The 17365-nt window shown below is 71.9% G+C and carries 21 protein-coding genes; 5 read left to right on the forward strand and 16 right to left on the reverse strand.

The window, feature by feature from the left end:
• Window positions 1-23: 23 nt before the first annotated feature.
• The 3 genes from ACFY0U_RS05555 to ACFY0U_RS05565 all read left to right on the forward strand — a co-directional run bounded on the left by ACFY0U_RS05555 (window position 24) and on the right by ACFY0U_RS05565 (window position 2652).
• Entirely contained in the window at window positions 24-1517 is a 1494-nt protein-coding gene (locus ACFY0U_RS05555) for a bifunctional phosphatase PAP2/diacylglycerol kinase family protein (protein ID WP_388630647.1), read from the forward strand.
• A gap of 100 nt (window positions 1518-1617) precedes the next feature.
• Window positions 1618-2439: a class I SAM-dependent methyltransferase gene (locus ACFY0U_RS05560; RefSeq protein ID WP_388630650.1), complete on the forward strand. Its 822-nt coding sequence runs from the start codon at window positions 1618-1620 to the stop codon at window positions 2437-2439.
• Window positions 2440-2481: 42 nt separating this feature from the next.
• Complete coding sequence (locus ACFY0U_RS05565; protein WP_388630653.1) at window positions 2482-2652, forward strand: hydrophobic protein; 171 nt, start codon at window positions 2482-2484, stop codon at window positions 2650-2652.
• A gap of 25 nt (window positions 2653-2677) precedes the next feature.
• On the opposite strand, the gene ACFY0U_RS05570 is transcribed toward ACFY0U_RS05565, so the two are convergent.
• The 13 genes from ACFY0U_RS05570 to ACFY0U_RS05630 form a co-directional block, all read right to left on the reverse strand.
• Window positions 2678-2962, reverse strand: coding sequence for a gas vesicle protein K (locus ACFY0U_RS05570; protein WP_388630655.1), 285 nt, complete (start codon window positions 2960-2962; stop codon window positions 2678-2680).
• Window positions 2959-3147 (reverse strand): gas vesicle protein, encoded by a 189-nt coding sequence (locus tag ACFY0U_RS05575; RefSeq protein ID WP_388630657.1) that lies wholly within the window; start codon window positions 3145-3147, stop codon window positions 2959-2961. Before ACFY0U_RS05575 ends, ACFY0U_RS05570 begins: the two co-directional genes overlap by 4 nt.
• Window positions 3144-3899 (reverse strand): GvpL/GvpF family gas vesicle protein, encoded by a 756-nt coding sequence (locus ACFY0U_RS05580; RefSeq protein WP_388630660.1) that lies wholly within the window; start codon window positions 3897-3899, stop codon window positions 3144-3146. The genes ACFY0U_RS05575 and ACFY0U_RS05580 overlap by 4 nt, the downstream gene beginning before the upstream one ends.
• Window positions 3899-4225: a gas vesicle protein gene (locus tag ACFY0U_RS05585; RefSeq protein ID WP_388630663.1), complete on the reverse strand. Its 327-nt coding sequence runs from the start codon at window positions 4223-4225 to the stop codon at window positions 3899-3901. Before ACFY0U_RS05585 ends, ACFY0U_RS05580 begins: the two co-directional genes overlap by 1 nt.
• Entirely contained in the window at window positions 4222-5325 is a 1104-nt protein-coding gene (locus tag ACFY0U_RS05590; RefSeq protein WP_388630665.1) for an SRPBCC family protein, read from the reverse strand. Before ACFY0U_RS05590 ends, ACFY0U_RS05585 begins: the two co-directional genes overlap by 4 nt.
• The gene (locus tag ACFY0U_RS05595; RefSeq protein WP_388630668.1) at window positions 5322-5987 is read right to left on the reverse strand and encodes a DNA primase; all 666 of its coding nucleotides are present in this window, start codon (window positions 5985-5987) and stop codon (window positions 5322-5324) included. The genes ACFY0U_RS05590 and ACFY0U_RS05595 overlap by 4 nt, the downstream gene beginning before the upstream one ends.
• Complete coding sequence (locus tag ACFY0U_RS05600; protein ID WP_388630671.1) at window positions 5984-6247, reverse strand: gas vesicle protein GvpG; 264 nt, start codon at window positions 6245-6247, stop codon at window positions 5984-5986. Before ACFY0U_RS05600 ends, ACFY0U_RS05595 begins: the two co-directional genes overlap by 4 nt.
• 4 nt (window positions 6248-6251) lie before the next feature.
• Window positions 6252-7022 (reverse strand): GvpL/GvpF family gas vesicle protein, encoded by a 771-nt coding sequence (locus ACFY0U_RS05605; RefSeq protein ID WP_388630674.1) that lies wholly within the window; start codon window positions 7020-7022, stop codon window positions 6252-6254.
• Window positions 7019-7444, reverse strand: a complete 426-nt coding sequence (locus ACFY0U_RS05610; RefSeq protein ID WP_388630677.1) for a gas vesicle structural protein GvpA — start codon at window positions 7442-7444, stop codon at window positions 7019-7021. Before ACFY0U_RS05610 ends, ACFY0U_RS05605 begins: the two co-directional genes overlap by 4 nt.
• 52 nt (window positions 7445-7496) lie before the next feature.
• Window positions 7497-7850, reverse strand: a complete 354-nt coding sequence (locus tag ACFY0U_RS05615; RefSeq protein ID WP_388630680.1) for a gas vesicle protein — start codon at window positions 7848-7850, stop codon at window positions 7497-7499.
• Window positions 7851-7911: 61 nt separating this feature from the next.
• Window positions 7912-8838: a non-homologous end-joining DNA ligase gene (ligD, locus tag ACFY0U_RS05620; RefSeq protein WP_388630683.1), complete on the reverse strand. Its 927-nt coding sequence runs from the start codon at window positions 8836-8838 to the stop codon at window positions 7912-7914.
• Window positions 8835-10685 carry a transketolase gene (locus ACFY0U_RS05625; RefSeq protein ID WP_388630686.1) on the reverse strand — a complete coding sequence of 617 codons (1851 nt, stop codon included), beginning with the start codon at window positions 10683-10685 and terminating at the stop codon, window positions 8835-8837. The genes ligD and ACFY0U_RS05625 overlap by 4 nt, the downstream gene beginning before the upstream one ends.
• The gene (locus tag ACFY0U_RS05630) at window positions 10682-12271 is read right to left on the reverse strand and encodes an FAD-dependent oxidoreductase (RefSeq protein ID WP_388630688.1); all 1590 of its coding nucleotides are present in this window, start codon (window positions 12269-12271) and stop codon (window positions 10682-10684) included. Before ACFY0U_RS05630 ends, ACFY0U_RS05625 begins: the two co-directional genes overlap by 4 nt.
• Window positions 12272-12419: 148 nt before the next feature.
• Between ACFY0U_RS05630 and ACFY0U_RS05635 the strand changes: the two genes are divergently transcribed.
• Complete coding sequence (locus ACFY0U_RS05635) at window positions 12420-13379, forward strand: TIGR03557 family F420-dependent LLM class oxidoreductase (RefSeq protein WP_388630691.1); 960 nt, start codon at window positions 12420-12422, stop codon at window positions 13377-13379.
• A 64-nt stretch (window positions 13380-13443) separates the two neighbouring features.
• Here ACFY0U_RS05635 and ACFY0U_RS05640 read toward each other — a convergent pair whose 3' ends face one another.
• On the reverse strand, window positions 13444-13938 hold the full coding sequence (locus ACFY0U_RS05640; RefSeq protein ID WP_388630693.1) for a phage holin family protein: 495 nt from the start codon (window positions 13936-13938) through the stop codon (window positions 13444-13446).
• 191 nt (window positions 13939-14129) lie between these two features.
• Between ACFY0U_RS05640 and ACFY0U_RS05645 the strand changes: the two genes are divergently transcribed.
• Window positions 14130-14477, forward strand: coding sequence for a VOC family protein (locus ACFY0U_RS05645; RefSeq protein WP_388630696.1), 348 nt, complete (start codon window positions 14130-14132; stop codon window positions 14475-14477).
• Between the two features lie 16 nt (window positions 14478-14493).
• Here the strand turns inward: ACFY0U_RS05645 and ACFY0U_RS05650 are convergent, their stop codons facing one another.
• Both ACFY0U_RS05650 and ACFY0U_RS05655 read right to left on the reverse strand, forming a co-directional pair.
• Window positions 14494-16404: a DUF5107 domain-containing protein gene (locus tag ACFY0U_RS05650; protein ID WP_388632344.1), complete on the reverse strand. Its 1911-nt coding sequence runs from the start codon at window positions 16402-16404 to the stop codon at window positions 14494-14496.
• A gap of 46 nt (window positions 16405-16450) precedes the next feature.
• Window positions 16451-17362 (reverse strand): arginase family protein, encoded by a 912-nt coding sequence (locus ACFY0U_RS05655; RefSeq protein ID WP_388630699.1) that lies wholly within the window; start codon window positions 17360-17362, stop codon window positions 16451-16453.
• Window positions 17363-17365 lie beyond the last annotated feature (3 nt).

The following is a 17365-nucleotide window of genomic DNA, read 5'->3' on the forward strand; positions in this document are numbered from 1 at the left end:
CACTTCAGGGTACCCGCCACCACATGACCCCTGACGTGGACCTCACCGCCCTGAAGCCCGGCCGGCACGCCGTCCGCGACGCGCTGCTCGCCCTCGACTGCCGCCTGTTCGAGTTCGCCGCCGCACGGAACTGGCCGCTCGCCGAACCCGTGCTGCCGAGGCTGAGCCGCAGCGCCAACCACGGTGTGCTGTGGTTCGCCGCGGCGGCCGCGATGGCCGCGAGCCGCACGCCCCGCTCCCGCCGTGCCGCCGCCCGCGGTGTCGCCTCGCTGAGCCTGGCCTCGCTGACCATCAACACCCTCGGCAAGCGGTCGGTACGCCGTCCCCGTCCCGTCCTGGACCCGGTGCCGGTGGTGCGGCAGCTGAAGCGGCAGCCCATCACCACGTCGTTCCCGTCCGGCCACTCGGCGTCGGCGGCCGCCTTCGCGGCCGGGGTCGCCCTGGAGTCGCCGGCCTGGGGCGCGGCGGTGGCGCCGGTCGCGTGGTCGGTCGCGCTGTCCCGCGTCTACACGGGCGTGCACTTCCCGAGCGATGTGCTGACCGGTGCGGCGCTCGGGGTGGGCGCCGCGTTCGCGGTACGGGGTCTGGTGCCGACGCGGGCCCAGATCGTGCCGCCCGCCCGGCCCCGGGCCGAGGTGCCGGCGCTGCCCGACGGCGAGGGTCTGATCGTGGTGGCCAACGGCGCCGCGGGCAGCGCCGACCGGGTGCACGCCCTCCAGGACGCGCTGCCGGGGTGCGAGGTCGTGGAGTGCCAACCGTCCGACGTGCGCGCCGAGTTGGAGAAGGCGGCGGCCCGTGCCCGGGTGCTCGGTGTGTGCGGCGGCGACGGCACGGTGAACGCCGCCGCCGAGGTCGCCCTGCGTCACGACCTGCCGCTCGCGGTGCTGCCGGGCGGCACACTGAACCACTTCGCCTACGACCTGGGCCTGGAGAGCGCCGGTGATCTGGCCAGGGCCGTCCGGGGCGGCGAGGGCGTGCGGGTGGACGCGGGCCGCTTCACCTGCGACGGCACCGAGGGCATCTTCCTCAACACCTGCAGTCTGGGCGTCTACCCGGAGCTGGTGCGCGAGCGGGACCGGTGGTCGCGCCGGATCGGCGGCTGGCCCGCCGGGGTGCTCGCGGCGCTGCGCGTCCTGCGCGCCGACCGGCATCCGCTGGAGGCCGAGTTCCGGGGCCGGGCGCACCCGTTGTGGCTGCTGTTCGTCGGCAACGGCACCTACCACCGGGTGGGTCTGACGCCGGGCCGCCGCCACGATCTCGCGGACGGACAGCTCGACGTACGGGTGGTGCACGGCGGCCGCCGGCCCGCGGTACGGCTGCTGGCGGCCGCCCTCGCCGGTCCGCTGACCCGCTCCCCCGTGCACGCCGCGGTCCAGGTGAGCCGGCTCCACCTGGCCGGTGTGGCACCGGGCTCGCTGCTCGCCTACGACGGTGAAGTCACCCAGGTGGAAGGGGAGGTGACGCTGGAGAAGCTGCCCGAGGCGCTCACGGTGTACCGCCCGCTCCCCGGCAACTGACTGTCCGTCAGTCCATATAATAAAACGCGGGTCTCATCATTCGACATGCGGGCGTACCGTGTCGATCAGCCGACAGGACGTCGAACAGGGGAGTTCAGCCATGTCGAAACCGCAGGAGACCGCCGTCTACACGCACGGGCACCACGAGTCGGTGCTGCGCTCGCACACCTGGCGCACCGCCGCCAACTCCGCGGCCTACCTGCTCGGTTCGCTGAAGCCCCACATGAAGATCCTGGACATCGGCTGCGGCCCGGGCACGATCACCGCCGATCTGGCGGAACTGGTGCCGGACGGCCAGGTCACCGGCGTCGACCACGCGCCCGGCATCCTGGAACAGGCCCGGGCCACGGCCGCCGGGCGCGGACTGACGAACGTCGACTTCGCGGTCGCGGACGTGCACGCCCTGGAGTACCCGGACGACACCTTCTGCGTGGTCCACGCCCACCAGGTGCTGCAACACGTGGGCGACCCCGTACAGGCGCTGCGCGAGATGAGGCGGGTGACCAGGCCGGACGGCTTCATCGCCGTGCGCGACTCGGACTACGCGGCGATGACCTGGTACCCGGCGTCCCAGGGCATGGACGACTGGCTGGACCTGTACCGTCGCGTGGCCCGCGCCAACGGCGGCGAGCCCGACGCGGGGCGCCGGCTGAAGTCCTGGGCGCTGGAGGCGGGCCTCACCGACATCACCGCCACCTCCGGCACCTGGACCTACTCCACCGCCGAGGAGCGGGCCTGGTGGAGCGGTCTGTGGGCGGACCGCACCGTGGCCTCGGCGTACGCCGGGCGGGCCACGGAGGGCGGCCATGCCACGCCGGAGCAGCTGACGGCCGTGGCACAGGCCTGGCGGGAGTGGGGAAGGCAGCCGGACGGCTGGTTCGCCGTTCTGCACGGAGAAATCCTGTGCAGGAAGAGTGCCTGAATCCCCACTTTCGGGAAACCCGGAAAGCAGGAGGTTCACATTATGGTTGCCATCCTGCTCGTACTGCTTCTGGTGCTGATTCTCTTCGGCGCCGGGTTCGCGGTAAAGATTCTCTGGTGGATTGCACTCGCGGTACTCGTGCTGTGGCTGCTGGGCTTCCTGATGCGCAGCACGAATGCGAGCGGAGGCAGGGGACGCTGGTACCGATGGTGATTAACCCCGGATAGTCCGGAGTGACTCACTCCCGGGGAAGCAGCGGTCCGAGCGGCCCGAGGTCCAGATTCAGGTCCTCGGGCCGCAGTCCGTAGCGCTCCCGCAGCTCGGTCATCCGGTCGTCGAGCAGCATCAGGGTGAGCCCGATGCGTTCCTCCTGCTCCTCGGTGAGCCCGCCGTCGTCGAAGCGGCGCAGCGCCTGGCGCTCCATGAGCTGGCGCAGCAGTTCCACCACGGTCAGCACCAGTTTGACCAGGTCGCGCTCGACGGTGTCGGGCTCCAGGTCGAGCCGGTTGCGGGAATGCGTCACGACGAGTCTCCCCACGGCGACGGGACATTGGCGTTCACGGAGCTGATCAGGGCGTTCAGGTCGATGCGGACGAGGTCGACGTCCGCGATGCGCAGGGTGATGTCTCCCGTGATGACGACCCCGCCGGCCAGCAGCCGGTCGAGCAGGTCCACCAGGGCGATCTCCCGGCGTTCGATGACGGTCACGGTTTCTCCCCCGCGAAGGAATAGGCGGCCCATGGGCCGGTGAGTTCGACGCGCATTCCGGGGGATTCACCCTTCGTCCGGTCGACGAGTTCCACGAATTCTTCGGAATCGGTCCGCGGCACCAGGTAAGCGGCATTGAGCAGATTGCGGCCCGCCGCACCGGAGAGCGTGGCGTTCTGCGGGGCGTGCAGCCGGGAATCCTCGGCATAACCGGACAGTGTTTCGTGCAGACGGCTCGCGAATGCCTCGGCCCGCTGCCACACATCCTCCTCGGCCCGGACGCGGGAGCTGCGCTGCCGTAGGTAGTCCCGGCCGCTGGCGGCCTTCTCCGCCGGTGCGGCGGCGGCCTGGGGCTCCGCCTCGACGTACACCTTGACGCCCCACTCCACCCGCCCCTCCAGCCGGTCGAGGGCGCGCCGGAAGTCGGCGGCGCGGGCCTCCAGCATGGTGCGTACGCCGCTGTCGTCCCGGAAGACGGTGCCGAGCCGGAGCGGCAGCGGCGTCGTGACGACGGTGAGGGCGTCGATCACGCCCTGATGGGCGCGGGCGGTGTCGCTGAGCCAGTCCAGGTCCTCCAGGTGCGCGTGGAGCGGGCCTTCGGCGAAGTCCCCCTCCGGTACGTGGCTGACCACGGCGACGAGGCCCTGGTGGACCAGCAGCCGGGGCGGATCGCCCGCCACGCCCGTCAACTGGGACTGCAGAGGCGCCTTGAAGGGCCGGCAGACGGCGTACACGTAACGCAGTCCGGTCATCAGGTCTCCTTCTCGGCTCTACCGGGTTCGAGTCGGGCGATCCGCTCGCGCAACTCGGCGTTCTCCCGGGTGAGTTCGTCACGGCGGGCCCGGGTGGAGAGGGCGGGGTCGTCCTCCCACCAGTCGATGCCCATCTCCTTCGCCTTGTCGACGGACGCGATGATGAGGCGGAGTTTGATGGTGAGGAGTTCGATGTCGAGCAGGTTGATCCGGATGTCGCCGGCGATGACCACACCCTTGTCGAGGACGCGTTCCAGGATGTCGGCGAGGTTCGCGCTGCTGTCACCGCGACCATAGGGCTCGGGCAGCCGTCCGGCGGTCGTCATCGACGACTCCCACCCTCGGCGTACTCGTACTCCTCCTCGTCGGCGCCTTCCTCCTCGTCCGTGCCGTCCTCCTCGTACTCGCCCTCGGGCTCCTCTTCACCCTCCTCGGGCTCCTCCTCGTCGTACTCCTCCTTCTCGTCCTCCTCCTCGGCGTACGGGCCCTCCTCCTCAGCTTGCTCTTCCTCGCCCTCGTACGCCTCCTCTTCCTGCCCTGCCTCCTCCTCCTCGGCGACCGCGTCGTCGTGGCTCTGGACGACCTCGCCGTCGCGGATCTCGCCGCGCCAGCCGTCCTCGACCTCGCCCTTGAGCGTGACGAAGCGGACGTAGTTCTTGAGGTCGAGGCGGGCCCGGCGGCCCTGGGCGCGCCAGATGTTGCCGGTCTTCTCGAAGAGGCCCTTGGGGTAGTACTCGATCACCAGCAGGACCCGGGTGAGACGGTCGGCGAGCTGGTGGAAGGAGACGACGCCCTTGGTCGTGCCCTTGGCGCCCTCCGAGGTCCAGGCGATGCGGTCGTCGGGGATCTGTTCGGTGGTGTGGGCCTTCCAGCTGCGGTTGGACCAGAAGATCTTCATCTGCCAGTCGGAGGTCGTGTCGTCGGCGCGGTTCGCGCTCTTGACGCCCTTCGCGAAGGTGCTGAAGTCCTGGTACTGGGTCCACTGGTCGTAGGCGGCGCGCAGCGGCAGGCCGACGTCGACGTACTCCATGATGACGGTCGGCTTCTTGCCCGCCCCGCCCTTGCGCTTGCCCTTGCCGCCGAGCCCCTTGAAGGCGCTGACCACGTTGTCCTTGACGCGGGAGGCGCCCAGCTCCAGGGCGGAGCGCAGCGGTCCCTTGCCCTCGGCGATCTTGCGGCCGCCGTCGAGGGCGAGCTTGGCGAAGCCGGGGCTCTTGCCGTCGGCGATGTCGTTGAGCTTGACCGTGGTCTCGCCGAGCTTGCGTCCGGCGCCGATCAGCAGCCGCTGGGCCTGCGCGGCCAGGTACTCCTGTACTTCGGCCTTGAGCCGGTCGGTGGCCTCGCTCTGGGCGATGGCCCCGAGCGGGCCCGCCTTCTTCGTCGCTCCACTCGCTGCGGAGGTCGCGGATCCGACAGTCTCGGTCATCGCTCACCGCCTCCCTTCGGCACCCTTGACCTGGCACCGCGGGCGGCGGTGCGGGCCGAGGCGGTCTTCTTGGCGGGCGCTCCGCCGGCGGCGGTCTTCCGGGCCGCGGGCTTCTTCGCCGCCGCCTTCTTGGCCGGAGCCTTCTGGGCGGTCTTCCCGGCGGTCTTCTTGGCGGCCGCCTTCTTCTCCGGCGGCGCCTTCTTCGCCGGTGGCCGCTTCTGCGCCTCCTTGCGGCGCGGCTCGGGCTCCTCCTCCTGCTCCTCCTCCTCGGGCTCCTCCTCCTCGTACTCGTCCTCGGCCTCTTCGTCGTCCTCGTCGAGACCCAGGTCCGGTGTGTCCGGCACCACGCCCGCGATCTGGTCGCGGACCTCGGCGGTACGTCCGTGCAGCCGGTCGGCGATCGCGCTGATCTGCCGCTCGACCATGGCACCCGAGGCCGCCTTGCCGACACCGCGCAGGTCCTCGCGCAGCTGGTCACCGATCTCCTTGAACTGCGGGTTGTCCCGCAGCTGTCCGGACACCAGGTCCGCGAGCGCCCGCGGGCTCAACTGCATCCGCTTGCCGGCCACCAACGTGCCGATGGCGAAAGCCAGTTTCAGTTTCTTCGTACGTCCGAGGACGTATCCGGCCCCTACCGCGAGGCCCAGTCCCAGTCGGTTCATCCTGATGTCCAGTCGTCCGTTCCGGCCCGATTGCGCGAGCCGATCTCCAGCCGGTCCAGAAGTTCGTCCTCCAGTTGGTCGAACTCCGCCTCGTCGATCTCTCCCGACTCCAACCGCTGTTCCAGCTGGGCGAGTTCGGCCCGGATCGTGGCCGGGTCGTAGTAGATGCGTTCCGCTTCGTGCAGCACCTGCCCGATCACCCACGCGCTACCGCGCACCGGGGCGAACGGCAGCAGCAGTACTTCGCTGATCAGGCCCATGTCCTCACTCCTCGGAGCTCTCGGCGCCGGCCGTGCTGCCCGCGTGCTCGGCGGGGCCGGGCTCGACGAAGCTGTACGGCGGCAGCGGGCCGTTGACCCGCAGTTCCAGGTGGGGGCGGGCCTTGCGGACCTGTTCCACCGCGGCCAGGAACGCCTCGGCCTCGTCGCGCTCCACCAGGAACGACACGTTGGCGAGCCAGCCGGTGGACTCGGGCCCCGCGCTCACGGCCTTGGCCGAGGCCTCCAGCTCGTGCTGCACCTCGGCAGCGTCCTCGGCCTCCCGTGCCTTCACGGCGGCGACGACCATCTCGCCGAGCCTGAGCTTGTCCTCGTAGGAACCGCCGCCCGCCTGCCGGTTGGCCTCGGTGAGGGCGCGCAGCTCGGGGTTCTCGGCCATCACGCGGTGCAGTACGGCCTCTTCGTCGTGCGTGGCCTTGACGTTGTACTCGACCCTGCCGTTCAGCGCCCGCAGCCGCTCCTTGTAGTGCTCGGCGCGTTCGCCGAGGACGCTGACGACGGTCTCGTCGTCGGGCGCGACGCTGCCGAACCGCATGGGCAGCACACAGCCGCCCGAGCCGGCCTCGGCGAGCACGTTCTGGTGGGCGAGCAGGTCCTTGCGCTTGGGCCGCAGCCCCTCGGGCGCGTCGCTCACCACGGCCCCGAGCTCGCCCCCGGTGAGGACGCGCACGGGCCGCGGCGGATCGCCGACGCCGGTCAGGTCCGCGGGCAGCGAGGGTCCGGAGCCGTCGATGATGCCGTACACATACGTGCTCACTCCTGCTCCTCCTTCCGGCGCGCTGCGGTCGACTTGCGGGCGCGCGGCCTGGGCTGGGACTCGCCCTCCTCGCGGGCCTGCTTGAAGGCCTCCGAGACGGTCTGCGCGGCACCGGTCAGCGCGCCCTTGGACTTGCCTCGGGCGCCGGACTCGGTGATGTCGCCGACCAGGTCGGGCAGTCCGGGACTGCGGTGCGGGCCCGCCTCCAGGTCGAGGCGGTTGCACGCCTCGGCGAAGCGCAGATAGGTGTCGACGCTGGCGACGACGACCCGGATGTCGATCTTGAGGATCTCGATGCCGACCAGGGAAACCCGAACGAACACGTCGATCACCAGGCCCCGGTCGAGGACCAGTTCCAGAACGTCGTACAGGCCACTGGTGCCGCCCGAGCCGCCGCTCTGTTGTGCCGGGACAACGGTCATGCCGACCGCGCCTCCTTGTCTGTGGGTGTGTCGGGAAACGGAACGGCGGCCCCTAGCGGCCGCCGGCCCTGTGTGAGTCGGCCCGCCCGCGTTCGTAGCGGCGAACGCGCCGGTAGCCGGTGATCTCCCCCTGCGGGTCCAGGTCGACCTGATAGCTCGCCATCAGGCTCATCGTGTCGGGGACCCGGACGAGTTCGAGGACCTCGACCTCCAGCGACCAGCCGTCCTCCGTCTGCTCGAAGGACGACACCGACTCGGCGGACATGCCGGTGAGCTCCGCGAGCTGGGTGCGCGCGTGACGCAGCACCTGCATGGGGGTCAGCCGATCTTCCGCCGTGTCGCTTTCCGCCTCCTTGGAGGATTCCTGTGAATTCTGAGTATTTGATGTGTTTTTTGTGTTAGACATGGCCACCTCTCACTCCGGGTGGCCTCAAGTCCGTCGGCCAAACATTCGAGACGCACGTGGGTCAGCCGCGCAACGCGTTGAGCCTGCGCCGGGCGGGACCAAGGGCGCGGCCCTTGGTCATCACCCCGGCCCAGGGGTTGGTGCGGGCCTGGTCGACGGCGTCCTCGATGCTCCAGCGGCGGGCGTCGAGACCCGGGTCGTCGAGCTGCGTCCAGGACATGGGGGTGGCGACGGGGGCGCCCGGCTTCGGGCGGACGGTGAACGGCACGACGGCGGTCTGGGCGTAGGCGTTGCGCTGTATGTCCAGGTAGAGCCGCTCGCCGCGGTCCTTCTTGCGGGCGGCGGTGGTGAACTTCTCGGGGTGGGCGGCGACGAGGGTGTCGGCGACGTCCTTGGCGAACTCCCGCACCTCGTCGAAGTCGTGGTGCCCGCTCACCGGGACCACGACGTGCAGGCCGCGCGAACCGGTGGTCATCAGCGCGGAGGGCAGTTTCAGCTCGTCGAGGAGCTCCGCCAGCAGCCAGGCCGCCTCGTGGACCGGTGCGAAGTCATCGCCGGAGGGGTCGAGGTCGAAGACCATCCGGTCGGGCCGTTCGACGCGTCCGACGCGGGACAGCCACCGGTGCAGGGTGAGACAGGCCTGGTCGGCGAGGTAGACCAGGGTGGCGGTGTCGTCGCACACGGTGTGGCGGACGGTGCCGCCCTCCTTGGTCACCTCGACGCGGCTGATCCAGTCGGGATAGCTGTCCGGGGTGTTCTTCTGCATGAACCTCGGGCCGCCGACGCCGTCCGGGAGCCGTTCCAGCATCAGGGGGCGGCCCCGCAGATGCGGCAGCATGAACGGGGCGACGGCCCGGTAGTAGTCGACCAGGTCGGACTTGGTGTACTCCTTGCCCGCCCCGTCGCCGGGGAAGAGGACCTTCTCCGGCCGGTGCACCTCGACGGTGCGGCGTCCGGCCCGCACCGTCCGGGTGGCGTCCTCGCTCACCGTACGATCGCCTCTTCCACCAGCAGCCGTGCGGCGGCCGCGATGGACTCGGCGTCGATGCCCGCGGCGTGCAGCTGCTCGTCCGGCGCGGCCGAGCCCGGCATCGTGCGCACCGCCAGGCGCACCAGCCGCGGTACGGGCCGCCCGTCGCCGAAGGCGTCGAGCACGGCGTCCCCGAGGCCGCCCTCCTCGTGGTGGTCCTCCACGGTCATCAGACAGCCGGTCTCCTCGGCGGCCCGGCGCAGGGTGAGCCGGTCCACGGGCTTGACCGAGTACAGATCGACGACCCGGACGGCGATGCCCTGGCCCTCCAGCGCGTCGGCGGCGGCCAGCGCCTCGTGCAGGGTGACCCCGGCCGCGACGACGGTCAGCCGGTCCCGCTCGGAGGAGCGCAGCACCTTGGATCCGCCCACCGGGAACTCCTCGTCGGGCCCGTAGAGCACCGGGCTCTTGCCGCGCGAGGTGCGCAGATAGCGGATGCCCTCCAGGTCCGCCATGGCGCCGACGAGGTGCGCGGTCTGGTTGGCGTCGCACGGGTACAGCACGGTCGAGCCGTGCACCGCCCGCATCATCGCCAGGTCCTCCAGGCCCATCTGCGAGGGCCCGTCCTGTCCGATGGCGACGCCCGCGTGCGAGCCGACCAGGTTGATGCCGGCGCCGCTGACCGAGGCCATGCGCACGAAGTCGTACGCGCGCGTGAGGAAGGCCGCGAAGGTGGAGGCGTACGGCACGAAGCCGCGCGCGGCGAGTCCCACGGCCGCGGCGACCATCTGCTGTTCGGCGATGTAGCACTCGAAGTAGCGGTCGCCGTGTTCCTTGGCGAAGAACTCCGCGCGCGTGGAGTCGCCGACCTCGCCGTCGAGGGCGACGACGTCGCCGCGGCCGGTGCCGAGGGCGGCGAGGGCCTGGCCGTAGGCGTCACGGGTGGCGACGTCCTCGGATCCCTTGTCCCAGCGGGGCAGTTCGAGGTGTCCGGCGCGGACGGCGTGCAGCATGCGGGCGGCGGGCGGCTCGTGCACATGGATGCGGAGGTCGCGGAGGCCGCCGAGTTCGGCGATCGCCTCCTCGGCCTCGGGCAGCGGCTTGCCGTGCAGACCCTCGCGGTCCTGGACGGCCTCGACGCCCTTGCCCTTGAGGGTGCGGGCGAGGATCGCGGTGGGCTGTCCGGAGGTGGAGATCGCCTCGCCGAACGCGCGATCGACGGCGTCCACGTCGTGGCCGTCCACCTCTACGGTGTGCCAGCCGAAGGCCTGGAAGCGGCGGGCATAGGCGTCCAGGTCGTGGCCGTGCCGGGTCGGACCGCGCTGGCCCAGCCGGTTGACGTCGACGATCACGGTGAGGTTGTCGAGATGCTCGTACGAGGCGTGCTCGGCGGCCTCCCACACCGACCCCTCGGCGAGCTCGCTGTCCCCGCACAGCACCCACACCCGGTAGCCGGTGCGCTCCAGCCGCTTGCCGGCGAGCGCGATCCCGACCCCGACCGGCAGCCCCTGCCCGAGCGATCCGGTGGCCGTCTCGACCCACGGCAGCCGCCGGGGCGTGGGGTGCCCCTCCAGCCGGCTGCCGAGCTTGCGGAAGGTGGCCAGTTCGGCGTCGTCGATCGCGCCGACGGCTTTGTAGCAGGCGTAGAGGAGCGGCGAGGCATGCCCCTTGGACAGGACGAAGCGGTCGTTGCCGGGGTGGGCGGGCCGGTCGAAGTCGTAGCGGAGGTGATGGGCGAGCAGTACGGCCATCAGGTCGGCGGCGGACATCGACGACGTCGGATGCCCGGACCCCGCGGCATCGGCCGCGCGCACGCTGTCCACGCGCAACTGCTGGCCCAGGTCGACGAGTTCGGCGGTGTTCATGAGTCTCCCTCGGTGGGGGTGGCGGGACGGTCGGGGCGCTTGACGGGGGCGGTGTCGGGGGCTGGCGCCCTGGCGGGGCCGGGATTCCTGGCGGGTTCGCCGCCGGGCTGGTTCTTCGCGGGCTCACCTCCCGGCTGGTTCTTCGCGGGCTCGCCGCCGGGCTGGTTCTTCGCGGGCTCGACGGCCCCTCCGTTCCCGGCCGGTTCGGCGCTCGCCGCACTCTTCGCGGGCTCCTCGCCAGGGCGGTCCCGCGCCGGCTCACCCGCGCTCGCGGCGGGCCTCCGCTCCGGTCCGCCCGGTACCCGCGCCAGTTCCGGCGATGCCGTGTCCAGCGGTACCGACCAGGACCGTACGAGGCCCAACTGAACGGCCTGGCGCGGGAGTACGGACTCCAGCAGCCAGTCCGCGGCGACCCGGACGCGGTTGCCGGGCATCGCCGCGAGGTGGTAGCCGCGGGTGACGAGGCCGGCCAGCGGTCCCGGCAGGGGCACGCCCAGCGGGTTGGCCGCGGCCTTGGCGCCGCCGAGGTCGACGACGAAGCCGAGGTCACGGTGGCGGTACGCGCGACGGTCGCCGATCCCCAGCGACGCGGCCACGTTCCGCGCCGCGACCTGTCCGTGCCGCCAGGCGTGCTGCGCGGTCATCGGTGTGAAGGAACCGGGGTCGTTCAGATCGGGCACCGCGGCCGCGTCCCCGCACGCGAACACCTCGGGCCGGCCCGGCACCTGGAGGTACGGATCCACGATCAGCCGCCCCCGCTCCAAGGGCTGCCCCACACCCTCGACCAGCGGATCGGGCCGTACGCCGACACACCACACCAGCGTCCGCGTCTCGACGAACTCCCCGTCGGTCAGCAGCACTCCCTCGTGCGTGGCCTCCTTCACGGAGGTCCCCATGCGTACGTCGACGCCCCGCTGCCGCAGCACCCGGTCGGCGGTCCGCGAGAGCCGTTCGTCCATCTCCGGCAGAACGCGCGGCGCGGTGTCGAGCAGCAGCCAGCGCGGCCGCCCGCCCTCCCGCGACGCCCGTCCGCGCATCTGGGCGTCCGTGTACATCTGCCCGTGCGCGGCGACCTCGGTACCGGTGTAACCGGCGCCGACCACCACGAACGTACGGCGGGCCGCAGCGTCCTTCGTATCGCCCGCGAGCTCCATCTGCCGGGTGACGTGATCGCGCAGATACAGCGCCTCGGGCAGCCCGCGGAACCCGTGCGCGTGCTCGGCGACGCCGGGGATCGGCAGGAGCTTGTTGACGCTGCCGACGGCGATCACCAGCCGGTCGTAGGGCAGCGTGCCGACGCCGCCCTCGGGGTCCGTGTAGTGCACGGTGTGCCCGTCCAGGTCGATGCCGTCGGCCTCGCCGAGCACCAGGCGCACTCCGGGCAGCGTGCCCGACAGGGACACGGTGACCCGGCGCGGCTCCAGGATGCCGGCGGCGACCTGGGGCAGCAGGGGCAGGTACAGAAAGTAGTCGGTCGGGTTGAGCAGGGTGATCTCGGCCTTGTGCTGGGTGAGCCGGGACAGGGTGCGGGCCGTCCGGTACCCGGCGAAACCGGCGCCGACGATCACGATGCGGGGTCGACTCACAGTGCGCCTCCGGGGCTGTCACGTACCTCGGGAGACTTCCGCGTAACCCTGGCCGGGTCGCCCAAACGTCCAGCGGTTTCCGGCCTGCCGGACGGGTACCCGGAGCGCGTCCCGTGCCGCCCGTCGAGAGGTGCCGGAGGTACCCCCCATGCCCGAGTACGGCTACTTCCTGTCCTGCGAGGAGTTCGGCCCCGCGGATCTCGTCGAACAGGCGAGGATGGCCGAGCAGGCCGGATTCCGCTCGCTGTGGATCTCGGACCACTACCACCCGTGGAACGACGCCCAGGGCCAGAGCCCGTTCGTCTGGTCGGTCCTCGGCGCCCTCTCGGAGGCGGTGTCACTGCCCGTGGAGACCGCGGTGACCTGCCCGACCGTACGCACGCACCCCGCGGTGGTGGCGCAGGCAGCGGCCACCACGGCCGTGATGACGGAGGGCCGTTTCCGGCTGGGGGTGGGCAGCGGCGAGGCCCTCAACGAGCACATCCTGGGCCATGTCTGGCCGCCCGCGCACATCCGTCTGGAGATGCTGGAGGAGTCGATCCAGATCATGCGCCGGCTCTTCACCGGCGAGGAGGTCAACCACCACGGCACCCACTACACGGTGGAGAACGCCCGCCTCTACACGGTCCCCGACGAGCCCGTCCCCATCGACATCTCCGGGTTCGGCCCGGCGGCGACCGCGCTCGCGGCGCGGGTGGGCGACGGCTACATCACGATGACGCCGGACGAGTCGATGGTGGCGCAGTTCCGCAAGGGCGGCGGGGGCGCCAAGCTCGTCAGCGGCGGGACCAAGGTCTGCTGGGGCACGGATCGCGAGGAGGCGGTACGGACCGTGCACCGGCTGTGGGCGAATCAGTTCCTGCCCGGTGAGATGGCCCAGATCCTGCCCTCGCCGAGCCACTTCGAGCAGCTCCAGCCGCTGGTCACCGAGGAGTCGGTGCGGGACAAGGCGGTGTGCGGGGACGACGTCGACGAGCACGTGGCGGCCCTGTCCGCGTTCGCCGACGCGGGCTTCGACCGGATCTACGTCAACCAGATCGGCCCCGACCAGCGCGGCTTCTTCGACTTCTACCGCACCAAGGTGCTGCCGCAGCTCCAGCAGACCTGACGCCGGAGCCAGGAAGGCCCTGCCCCGATCGGGGCAGGGCCTTCCTCAGGTGTCGCGCCGCGCGTCACGCGCGGTGGTGCGGCTGCTCGGGGTCGATGCCGTCGGCGCGCGGCGGTACGCCGGGGCCGGGCGCTCCGGCCACGCCGTCGGGCGCGACGGGCGGCATCGGCGGGTACGGCATGCCGGTCCCGCCGGGCGGGGTGGCCGGTGACCTGCCGCCGACGACATGGTCGGGGCTCGCGGCGGCCTCCGGTCCGGGCCGGGACGCGGAGGGCCGGGCCGCGCCGCGCAGTACGTAGGCGACGGCCCCGAGGATCGCCGCGGTGATCAGGGCGGCGGCCCAGTCCGGCAGTCCGAGGGCGAGGGCCAGCCCCACCGCCAGGGCCAGGGCGGCGCCCGCGTAGAGGGCGACGGCGCCGGACGCGGCGTACAGCATGGCCTTGCGGCGCTGCTTGCGCGTCTGCTCGCGCAGCTCTTCGCGCACGGTCTCACGCGTCACCTGGGCCAACTCCTCGACCAGGTGCTTGTCCAGATGCTCAAGATGATCCAAGCGGTCCATGGCCGCCGGGTACCCGCACACCCGTACGCATAACGCGGTCCGTCACGGCCGAATACCGCCGCGTAAGCAGCAGCACGCGCGGATCCGAGAAGGACCCACCGAGCCGCTGAGGAACGCCCGTCCGGCGGCCGGCGTGCGGGGATCGCGTGAAACGATCTCCTGCCCCGGCCGCCCCCATTAGGCTCGTCCGCATGGACATTCTGGGAGCCACGCTGCGTGTCTGCGTCGACGACCTGGAGACCGCGGTCCCCTTCTACGAACGCCTGGCCGGCGGCCCGGCCCTCCGCTTCGAACGCGGCGGGGTGCAGGTGGCCGCCGTCGGCTGCTTCCTCCTGATGAGCGGTCCCGAGGCGGAGTTGGAGATCCTGCGCAAGGTCGCGGCCACGATCGCCGTCAAGGACGTCGACGAAGCCCATCAGGTGCTGACCGAACTGGGCGCGCACATCGTCGCGGGACCGGTGGGGACGCCGGGCGGGCGCAATCTGATCGCGGTGCATCCGGACGGGGTGGTGTACGAGTACGTGGACCGGCGGACGTAAGGGCGCAGGCGCCTGGTCACCGCATGCGGAAGTCGTAGCGCTCCGGGAGCGGTTCGTCGCTGACCCGCTCCCACAGCCGCCCGACGGCCTCCGCGCCCTCCCTCAGGTCGGCGACCTCGAAGCCCTCCTCGAACACGGCCCGCGCCTCCTCCCGCCTGCCCTCGGCGACCAGCAACCCGGCCTCGATGAACCGGAATCGCCCGCGCGCCCGCGTCCCTGGATGCAGCCGCGCCCACACCGACCGCGCGTCCCGCGTACGCCCCACCGCGAGCAGCGCCTCGATCGCCTCGCGCCCGAGCGCGGCCGTGGCCGCCGTCCAGGCCTCCCCCGCGTCGCGCCGCTCCCGGCACAGGTCGTCGAAGGCCTCGGCGTACCGTTCGGCGGCCCGTTCCCGGTTGCCGACCTCCTGGTCGGAGACGGCCAGGCAGCGCAGCAACGGCCAGACGGACGGGGCGAGTTCAAGGGCCCGCTCCCAGCTCCGCACCGCCTGCGCCCGGTCACCGGCGTGCCACTGGGCGACGCCGAGGTGGTACTCGGTGTGCGGGCCGGCGGGCGCGGTCTCCAGCATGTCCCGCCAGTGCCGGGCGACGAGCGTCTCGCCGGGCGGCCGCACCCGGCGCGGCTCCGGCAGCGCGCCGGACCGCAGCAGCTCCAGCCAGGGTTCCTGTGCCTCGCCGAGGGTGCTGCCGTCGAAGGGCGTGCCGGGCAACTTCCGGTCGGCGCGCAGCACTTCGAGGGCGCCCCAGCCGGATCCGGTGGCCAGGATCTCGCCGGGTTCGGTGTCGGCGTGCGGTTTCCAGGCGGCGTACGCGGCGTCGACGTCGGCGCGCGGGAGGACGGCTTCGAGCCGCTCCTCCGCCTTCCCCGCCTGTGCCGGGGAGTGCAGCGGCCCGTACGCCTCAAGCCAGGACACCTCGCTCTCCGGGTCCAGCCGTACGTGCTCCAACTGCGTGTGGGCGAGGCCCGCCTGGATCTCGCAGTAGCCTTCGGTGCCGGGTGCGGTGAGCCACTCCTGCCAGCGCCGGCCGCCCGGCCCCGAACCCCAGACGAACAGCTTGCGTCCGCGCAGGACGTCGGTGGACGTCTGCACCAGCCCGTGCCCGTCCTCGTCGAGGGCGGCGATCCAGCGCCGCCGGGCGTCGGGAAGGTCGTAGAAGTAGTCGGCCGCGTGCGGGAGTCGCCGGATCTCCTCGTACGAGGGCACCGGCACCGTCCGCAGCCGTCGCTCGTATCCGAAGTGCCAGGCCTCGTCCGCCGGTGCGAGCACCCGGTACCGCTCCGGCACGGCGATGTTGGACCACCAGTACGTCGGCACCGGCCGGTCGTGCGGATTGCGGACGCGGACGCCGACGTACAGGAAGTCGGAGCCGTCGGGCAGCCAGAGGTCGACCTGGAAGGGCAGGTCGCGCAGTCGCTCCCACTCCCACAGGCGCAGCATCTCGCCGCCGTCCGGAGCGGGGACGCGGGCGGCGTGCAGGGGTGCGCAGGCGAGGGTGGTGTGGCCGGTGGCGCCGATGTTCCATTCGATGCCGCCGGAGAACCAGGCGCCGTTGAGGGCGAAGGCGGCGGGCTGGAACACCGGGTTGCGGTAGAGGAGTTCGCGCTCGGACGGCTTGTGGAGGAGGGAGGCGATCCGGCCGCCGAGACCGGGGAGCACGGTGGCCCGCAGCCGGTCGTTCTCGATCACGAGGGCGTCGATCCCGCGCGGCTCGCGCACCCGGTCGTAGCCGTCCCTCAGGTGCACGGGAAGCAGGCTGCGCAGGGGCTCGTAGCCGATCTGCCGGGCCATCTGCGCCGGCAGGTCGTCGCGGTCGTCGACGCGGTGGAGCTCGTCGAGCGGCCGTAGCGGGGGCAGCGGGTTGTCGGGACCCAACTCCGCGGCGGGCAGCGTCAGTACCTCACGTCGGATCGTCGTCACGATCGCTATGGAAGCCGCTCGCCGGGGAGCTGAACAGGGGCGCTACGGGTCAGGATTACGCAAAGGCGGCGGGTCCGGGGAAGGCGGACACGACGATGTCGGCGAGGAGGGCGCCCGCCGAGCCGTCCGGGTCGAGGTCCGGGTCGTAGATGGTGACGTTCAGTCCGACGCAGTGCGCGGAGCCGAGCAACGGCCGCAGCAGGGCGACGAGTTCGTCGGGCAGGAGTCCGTCCGGGTCGGGGCTGTCCACGGCGGGCATGACGGACGGGTCGAGGACGTCGGCGTCCAAGTGGACCCAGAATCCGTCGAGTTCGGGGATCTCGAAGGCCTGTGCGGTGGCCCGGGCGAGGGCGTCCGCGCCCCATTCGCGGATGCCCCCGACGGTGACGACGGGGATCTTGAGGGCGGCGAGTTCACCGCGGTCGTCCTCGAACGCGTCACGGTTGCCGAAGAGCCGTACGTCCTCGTCCCGCAGGTACGGCTTCAGCCCCTCCAGGTTCGTCAGGTCGTCCTGGCCGCGCCCCGTCGCCAGCGCCATCTCCTCCCCGCCGGCCGCGCCGATCCGCTCGGAGTTGCCGGGGTGGCGGAAGTCGGCGGAGGCGTCCACGGCGGCCAGGCCGTACCGGCCGAGGCGGCGCAGCGCGAGGGAGGCGCCGAGCTGGATGGAGCAGTCACCGCCGAGGACCACGGGGAACTCCCCGGCCCGCACATGGCGTTCGATGCGGTCGGCGAGCTTCACCGTGTAGCCGGCGAGGGCGGCCGCGTTGAAGACCCCGTCGCCCTCCTGCCAGTCGCCCCGGTCGTAGCGCGGCGGCACGACCACCCCGCCCTCCAGGGCGCCGAGGCGCTGCACGATCCGCTGCTCGCGCAGGGCACCGGCGAGCTTGTAGCAGCCCGGGACGGTGCCCGGCGCGGGCGGACGCAGCCCGAGGTTGGAAGGGGCGTCCAGCACCACTCGCGTCCGCATCGG

The sequence above is a fragment of the Streptomyces sp. NPDC001536 genome (genome assembly GCF_042894505.1).
In the GTDB taxonomy this organism is placed as follows: Bacteria; Actinomycetota; Actinomycetes; order Streptomycetales; family Streptomycetaceae; genus Streptomyces.

Coding starts and splice junctions, on each gene's coding strand:
- ACFY0U_RS05555 (WP_388630647.1), top strand. CDS start 24: ATGACCCCTGACGTGGACCTCACCGCCCTGAAGCCCGGCCGGCACGCC.
- ACFY0U_RS05560 (WP_388630650.1), top strand. CDS start 1,618: ATGTCGAAACCGCAGGAGACCGCCGTCTACACGCACGGGCACCACGAG.
- ACFY0U_RS05565 (WP_388630653.1), top strand. CDS start 2,482: ATGGTTGCCATCCTGCTCGTACTGCTTCTGGTGCTGATTCTCTTCGGC.
- ACFY0U_RS05580 (WP_388630660.1), bottom strand. CDS start 3,899: ATGACCGGACTGCGTTACGTGTACGCCGTCTGCCGGCCCTTCAAGGCG.
- ACFY0U_RS05585 (WP_388630663.1), bottom strand. CDS start 4,225: ATGACGACCGCCGGACGGCTGCCCGAGCCCTATGGTCGCGGTGACAGC.
- ACFY0U_RS05590 (WP_388630665.1), bottom strand. CDS start 5,325: ATGACCGAGACTGTCGGATCCGCGACCTCCGCAGCGAGTGGAGCGACG.
- ACFY0U_RS05595 (WP_388630668.1), bottom strand. CDS start 5,987: ATGAACCGACTGGGACTGGGCCTCGCGGTAGGGGCCGGATACGTCCTC.
- ACFY0U_RS05600 (WP_388630671.1), bottom strand. CDS start 6,247: ATGGGCCTGATCAGCGAAGTACTGCTGCTGCCGTTCGCCCCGGTGCGC.
- ACFY0U_RS05610 (WP_388630677.1), bottom strand. CDS start 7,444: ATGACCGTTGTCCCGGCACAACAGAGCGGCGGCTCGGGCGGCACCAGT.
- ACFY0U_RS05615 (WP_388630680.1), bottom strand. CDS start 7,850: ATGTCTAACACAAAAAACACATCAAATACTCAGAATTCACAGGAATCC.
- ACFY0U_RS05625 (WP_388630686.1), bottom strand. CDS start 10,685: ATGAACACCGCCGAACTCGTCGACCTGGGCCAGCAGTTGCGCGTGGAC.
- ACFY0U_RS05635 (WP_388630691.1), top strand. CDS start 12,420: ATGCCCGAGTACGGCTACTTCCTGTCCTGCGAGGAGTTCGGCCCCGCG.
- ACFY0U_RS05640 (WP_388630693.1), bottom strand. CDS start 13,938: ATGGACCGCTTGGATCATCTTGAGCATCTGGACAAGCACCTGGTCGAG.
- ACFY0U_RS05645 (WP_388630696.1), top strand. CDS start 14,130: ATGGACATTCTGGGAGCCACGCTGCGTGTCTGCGTCGACGACCTGGAG.
- ACFY0U_RS05655 (WP_388630699.1), bottom strand. CDS start 17,362: ATGCGGACGCGAGTGGTGCTGGACGCCCCTTCCAACCTCGGGCTGCGT.